Below are 6,000 nucleotides of genomic sequence, written 5' to 3'. Positions count from 1 at the left end.
AATTTAAGCCCAATTTGTCTTCTAATTCAACTATTTTTGCTTTCAAGCTATCATTTTCTCTGATCAGCGCTTTTATTTCTTCCTTGAGATTAACGTTTTCTGCTACAACCCTCTCTTGCAGCACTGTTATCATTTACCCATTCCATATTTAGCTTCCTATTTCTTTACACTTTTATACTTACTTTGTAAACCACTTTATCTCCGTGAACGGTTACCTATTTAAGAAATTTACCAGCAAAAAAAGACAAAGAATTCCCGGAGTAGCTCACTCTTTATTTTAAAATTTGACGTTGGGTGATGTCTTAAGCAGCCCGTTTCAGCCTGTATAGGGAAAAACCCGGAAATTTTATAAAGGCATAGCATGCACATAGTGCAAAAATAGTACGCCAAATACAAGTCTTCTTGTCGTTTTAATCTGCACAGATTGGGAAGTTAAATAATATAGCTTCACTTTCATGATAAGTGAACTGACGAAATTTATAAAGTAATTTTTTCGTTTCTACTGAATGACAGTTGTGGCCTATGCAAGAAGTCTGTTGTAGTTTGTACGATATCTTTATAAAATGGCTCGCATAAGTTATCTAGCAGTGCAACTAAACAAATACAAAAATCAAAGTGTTGCGGTTTTCGGCCTCGGTAAAACTGGTTTGTCTGTCATTAATGCTCTAACAAAGAGCAGTGCAAGAATCTATGCATGGGATGACAATGAAGAACAAATAGCAAATGCAAAAATGATATATAAAGAGTGTAATTTTATTCATCCCAAAGAATATAATTGGCATGAGATAAGAACATTGATTTTAAGCCCTGGAGTGCCAACAACAACGCATTGGATAGTGAAACTTGCAAGAAGCTTTGATTGCAAAATAAAATCAGACATTGAGCTATTTCTTGAAACTAAAACTACAAATCAGAAGGTTATAGGCATCACAGGAACAAATGGCAAATCAACTACCACATCACTAATAGGGCACATACTAAAATCTGCAGGGAAAAAGGTAGCTATTGGCGGAAATTTAGGTGTTCCTATTTTGGATTTAGAAAGAGACGCAGAAATTTATGTAATTGAATTCTCTTCTTTCCAATTGGAGATAATGAATGAAATTAATGTGGATATTTCTGTATTGCTCAACATCACACCAGACCACATAGATAGACATGGAAGTATGAATAACTACATAGCAACTAAATTAAAATTGATAAACGGTAGCAAGATTGCTGTGATAGGATGTGATAACAAAATTACCGCTGATGTATTCAATAAATTCACTGGGAACAAAATTTCAATCTCAGCTTCGATGTCACCCTCTTTGTCATCCCAGTGCCTAGGCACTGGAAAACTAGAGAATCATAGCTTATCAGTAAGCGACGTAAAAATAAACCTAATATCCAACGCAGAGAACATAGCAGCCACATATGCCGTATGTAAGCTACTTGGAGTAGATAGCAACACCATTATCAACGGAATCAAATCCTTCCCAGGGTTAAGGCACAGAAATGAACTACTTGGCAAAATAAAGAATGTACTTTTTATCAACGATAGCAAAGCAACCAATGCAGAATCGAGTGAAAAGGCAATTTTATCTTATAAAAACATATATTGGATTGTCGGTGGAAAAAGCAAAAAAGGTGGAATAGAATCATTAAGCAAGCATTTCACCAAGATTAGAAAAGCTTTTCTTATTGGGGAATCAACTGAAGTTTTTGCAAATATTATGGAGAATAAAATAGATTATATGAAGTGTTATAATCTAGAAAACGCATTTAAACTGGCTTTTAAAGAGGCAATAAATAGCAAAGAAGAAGTAACGATATTACTTTCTCCTGCATGTTCCTCTTTTGATCAATGGAAAAATTTTAAAGAACGTGGTGAAGCATTTTGCAGAATGTTTGAAAATCTCAGGTACAATTACATATGTTGTTTAGTGTGATATTGCATGAAACGAGATGAAATGAAGTTAATAGTAGATGAGCTGATTAAGGTTATTCCATTTGAAGGAATAAGTGATGCAACCTTATTGAAAGTGTGCACGGACCTTAACCTAGCCAATAGTTTTTGTAAATTTCAAAATGGAATATATAGTGCTTTGGAGTACATAGCAGAGGACTTAAATAGCTCAATGGAAACTGAACTTTGGAATTACAATTTAGAAGATATGAAGGTAAGAGAGCGGATAAAGTTAGCTGTCCAAATACGCCTTTCAAACTATGCTAAGTTACCAAATTACAGAGAGTTTTTAAAAAATGTTTTATCATCCTCTATATTACCAAAAAATACATACTTTTCTAGTAAAGTCTTGTACAGAACTGTTAGCACAATTTGGTACGGTATTTACGATCAATCAACAGATTTTAACTACTATACAAAACGGGTGATATTAGCTGGAGTGTACTTAAGTACGATACTTTTTTTTATTAATGATTATTCAGAAGATTTTGTGGATACTCTATCGTTTCTTGATAAGCGTATCAACAATGTCATGACGTTTCAAAAGTTTAAAACCCGTTTAAAAGGAATGGTAGAAAGCTGTATCTGTTCAGGGGAGTAGCAAGGTAGACAAGGTGGTCTAATCATAGAATAGCTATGAGGTATAGCCCTACTCATAATAGTCGAAAAAGAGTAAGATATGGATTTATAGTAGTGAAGGTAAGTAGCATATAGTTATGACTTAAGGAAAAAGGTAATGGAAGCGTTGGATGAAGGAGTTGCCAAGAGATTTAAGATCGGGAAAACAACTTTATATGAGTGGAAGAAAAGACGTGAGAAAACGGGAGATTTTCAGTCAAAAAAGCCTGGAAGAGTGGATAAAATTACCGACTGGAATGCATTTGCAAGGTGGCAAAACTCAGTCAGAGATGCTGGTGCAATATTAGTAGACAATCGAGCACTTAAAAATATAGGATTCACAAGACTTACGGATACAAAGAAAGAAATGAGGAAAAGCGAGCTCAATTTGTAAGGGTTATAGCGACAAAAGAACCTCAAAACTTAGTATATATAGATGAATCTGGTATTGATAATACCGAAGACTATCCCTATGGATATTGCCAGAAAGGACAGCCCTAAAATCTGGAATCAGCATGGTTGCAGCCTTAAGTGGAAGAAAAATAGTTGCTCCGTTAATCTTTGAAGGCCACTGCAATATGTTAATAAATGGTTTGAGCAATTTCTGACACCGATCTGGACAAACTTTGATAATGTGTAATAGCCCAGACTTAATCTGACAGGCATGAATTAACTGACAGAAGAATCGACGAAGTCAAAACCGATATCAGAATCTGTTCTAATGTTATCAATATTTTTTTGGTAGGCAATATGCATACTATCAAAAAAGGTTTGCATAGCCATAGCAATATTTACCTGAATGTGGTCTAGATCTATTGTAAGAATGCACCCAATGGTCTACGTCTAACTGAAGTTCTGCCAAAGAGGTGTAAATTTTCTTTCTAAAGATAATATTGTAACATTCATCTTCTGTGGAACCTTTCACATATGCCATTAGTCTGTGGAGTTGGTTCTAGAGTGATCAATATTTTCTATTCCCAAATATAGCTGGTACGCATGATTCCCTGGTTTGCCACAATACTCCGTACCTCTATCGGTTAAAATGCGTAGCAATCTGTTCATCAAAAAATGGTATAACTCTATCATTGAGAAGATCTGCAGCTGTGATGGCAGTTTTCTCCGTATAAAGCTTAGCGAAGGCCACTCTAGAGTAGGTGTCAATGAAAGTTTGTTGATAAATTCGTCCAATACCTTTCTACATAATATGTATCTTGACTACCTAAGTATCCAGGGTGTTGTGTCTCAATTTCGCCATGTGCCTCTTTTTGTTCCTTAGCTTTTTCTAAAGCAGTAACTTGCTCCTCTGTCAAAATTATACCATCTTGTACTACCTTTGCTTCCAGCACTTTCAATCTCTTTTTAAAATTTTCAAGGTCGTTTCTTTGCCATATTCCCGCTAGCAGATATTAGAATTCCTCTCTTTTTCAGTTCATTTGCTGCTCTTTCTTGTCCATATGCTGGAAATTCTATTGCTATCTGCTTTTTCTATATTCTCTGATACTCTATTTGCATATTATAATGCACCCCATAAACTAGACCAAAAAAAAATGGTTAATCCGAGTAGGAAGGTAAAGGGGTAAAAGTATGGCAACAAAAAAATATGAACCAGAGTTAAAAGCAAAGATAGCTTTGGAAGCAATAAAAAATCAAAAAAGCACATCTGAGATATGTAGTGAATATAAAATACCATCAACAAATCTATATGATTGGCGTGATAGAGTATTGGCAAGGTTAAAAGACCTATTTGTTGAAGAAAGTGAAAGTGCGAGAAAACAAAGAATCTTAGCGCAAGAAATAGAAAGTTTACATAAAGTAATAGGAGAATTGACAGTGGAAAATAGTTATTTGAAAAAAAAATTACTGAAATAAGCAAAAAAGATAGAGTAAGGTTTATAGAAAAAGATTCTGATCTGTCAATTAGGAAACAGGCTGATTTATTGGGGATTTGCAGATCTAGCCTATATTATAGGCCTATAATTAATAACGAAAGTGAAGTAGCAAATTTGATTCAATTGGCTTCTGATTGCCGTTATGGATATCGTAAAATTACTGCTGAAATCATAGCGAGTGGAGTAGTAGTCAATCACAAAAAAATCTTAAGAATTATGAAAAAAATGAAGATTAGTGGGCTGTATTGTAGAAAAAGATGTAATACAAGTATTAAAGAAAAAAAAGCATAAAATATATCCTTATTTACTCAAAGATTTGATTATTTGCAGAGTTAATCAGGTATGGGCTACTGATATAACATATATTATGGTAGAAGGTAAGTTTGTCTATTTTGTGGCAATAATGGACTTGTATAGTCGCTATATTATTGCTCATTCATTATCACCATATCTCGATGCTGGATTTTGCCTTTATACTCTCAAAGAAGCTCTAAAACAAGGTAAACCTGAGATTTTTAATAGTGATCAAGGGATGCAGTTTACTAGCTACAACTTTATTATGGAATTAGAGCGTGCTAATATTAAAATCAGTATGGACCATAAAGGACGTTGCTTCGACAATATATTTGTTGAGCGCTTATGGAGAACTTTAAAGCAAGAAGCTATATATTATTATAGACCAAATAGTATCAGAGATTTGAATCTTATAATAAATGATTTTGTTGCTTGGTATAACTATAGAAGGCGACATCAGACTCTACATTATAAAGTTCCTGCTGATCTTTATTATCATAAACAGTAAATGAATATGTTGATAAATACTTTAAATGTGTGTCGACGTATTTATCAACATATTCATTTTAAAAATCGGATCACTTTGAAAAAAATGGTCTAGACAAATGGGTGCACTATACTCAATACCTTCACTTTCGTTGTACCCTGCATTGTCCATTCCATTAGCTTTACTACGCTCGTTACCTTACGCAGCATAATGGTCTGTTCTAGGCTGCTGGCTAGACTTTGCCTAGGTTGACCAACTGTCTTCTAAACGCTTTTCTTGGTGCACTCATAAGTATGCCTTTCAACATATATTTGATAGAGTTTGTGAAGAACATGATATTGAACACCGTTTGACAAAAGTTAGCCATCCTTGGACAAATGGGCAAGTTGAACGTATGAATAAAACCTTAAAAAATGCTACAGTTAAGAAGTATTACTATCGATCTCATCAGCAACTCAAAGAGCATCTTTATGCTTTTGTTATAATTACGCTAAAAGACTCAAAACTCTCAATGGTCTTACACCTTTTGAATTTATATGTTTACAGTGCTCCTGATTTGTTTACACTAAATCCACACCATCACACTCTGGGACCATACATCTAGCCAAAGAGTTGTAGTTATTGGTTTACTAAAGCGATTTAAAATAATTTCAGACAGGTATAGAAATAAACGAAGGCGTTTCGGTTTACGGTTTTGCCTCTTTCTATAATTTTGAGCTGCTTCCTTAGGTTATGCAAGAAGTCTATTGATTGCAAACTTAACA

General features: G+C 34.3%; 2 protein-coding genes and 5 pseudogenes. 6 read left to right on the top strand and 1 reads right to left on the bottom strand.

The genetic code is table 11. The features are described from left to right. Window positions 1-563: 563 nt before the first annotated feature. The 3 genes and pseudogenes from murD to wVul_RS08500 form a co-directional block, all read left to right on the top strand. On the top strand, window positions 564-1,931 hold the full coding sequence (gene murD, locus wVul_RS02845; RefSeq protein ID WP_047759052.1) for a UDP-N-acetylmuramoyl-L-alanine--D-glutamate ligase: 1,368 nt from the start codon (window positions 564-566) through the stop codon (window positions 1,929-1,931). 6 nt (window positions 1,932-1,937) lie between these two features. Continuing rightward, complete coding sequence (locus tag wVul_RS02840) at window positions 1,938-2,549, top strand: COQ9 family protein (RefSeq protein WP_047759051.1); 612 nt, start codon at window positions 1,938-1,940, stop codon at window positions 2,547-2,549. A 105-nt stretch (window positions 2,550-2,654) separates the two neighbouring features. After that, window positions 2,655-3,182 (top strand): annotated as a pseudogene (locus wVul_RS08500) (IS630 transposase-related protein); the annotation flags it as partial. Window positions 3,183-3,235: 53 nt separating this feature from the next. Here wVul_RS08500 and wVul_RS02825 read toward each other — a convergent pair. Further along, a pseudogene (locus wVul_RS02825) lies at window positions 3,236-4,042 on the bottom strand (integrase core domain-containing protein); the annotation flags it as partial. A gap of 108 nt (window positions 4,043-4,150) precedes the next feature. On the opposite strand from wVul_RS02825, the pseudogene wVul_RS08495 reads away from it, so the two are divergent. The 3 pseudogenes from wVul_RS08495 to wVul_RS08485 all read left to right on the top strand — a co-directional run. After that, window positions 4,151-5,257, top strand: a pseudogene (locus tag wVul_RS08495) (IS3-like element ISWpi17 family transposase). A gap of 265 nt (window positions 5,258-5,522) precedes the next feature. After that, window positions 5,523-5,840, top strand: a pseudogene (locus tag wVul_RS08490) (integrase core domain-containing protein); the annotation flags it as partial. Beyond that, a pseudogene (locus tag wVul_RS08485) lies at window positions 5,836-5,946 on the top strand (IS5/IS1182 family transposase); the annotation flags it as partial. The pseudogenes wVul_RS08490 and wVul_RS08485, both read left to right, overlap by 5 nt. Window positions 5,947-6,000 lie beyond the last annotated feature (54 nt).

Source organism: Wolbachia endosymbiont of Armadillidium vulgare str. wVulC (assembly GCF_001027565.1).
Taxonomy (GTDB): Bacteria; Pseudomonadota; Alphaproteobacteria; order Rickettsiales; family Anaplasmataceae; genus Wolbachia.
Note: the sequence above shows the minus strand (reverse complement) of the source record. Positions and strands in the feature narration are given on the sequence as shown.

What these genes read in the sequence shown, in the direction of transcription:
- murD (WP_047759052.1), top strand. Translation starts at nt 564, where the DNA reads ATGGCTCGCATAAGTTATCTAGCAGTGCAACTAAACAAATACAAAAAT.
- wVul_RS02840 (WP_047759051.1), top strand. Translation starts at nt 1,938, where the DNA reads ATGAAACGAGATGAAATGAAGTTAATAGTAGATGAGCTGATTAAGGTT.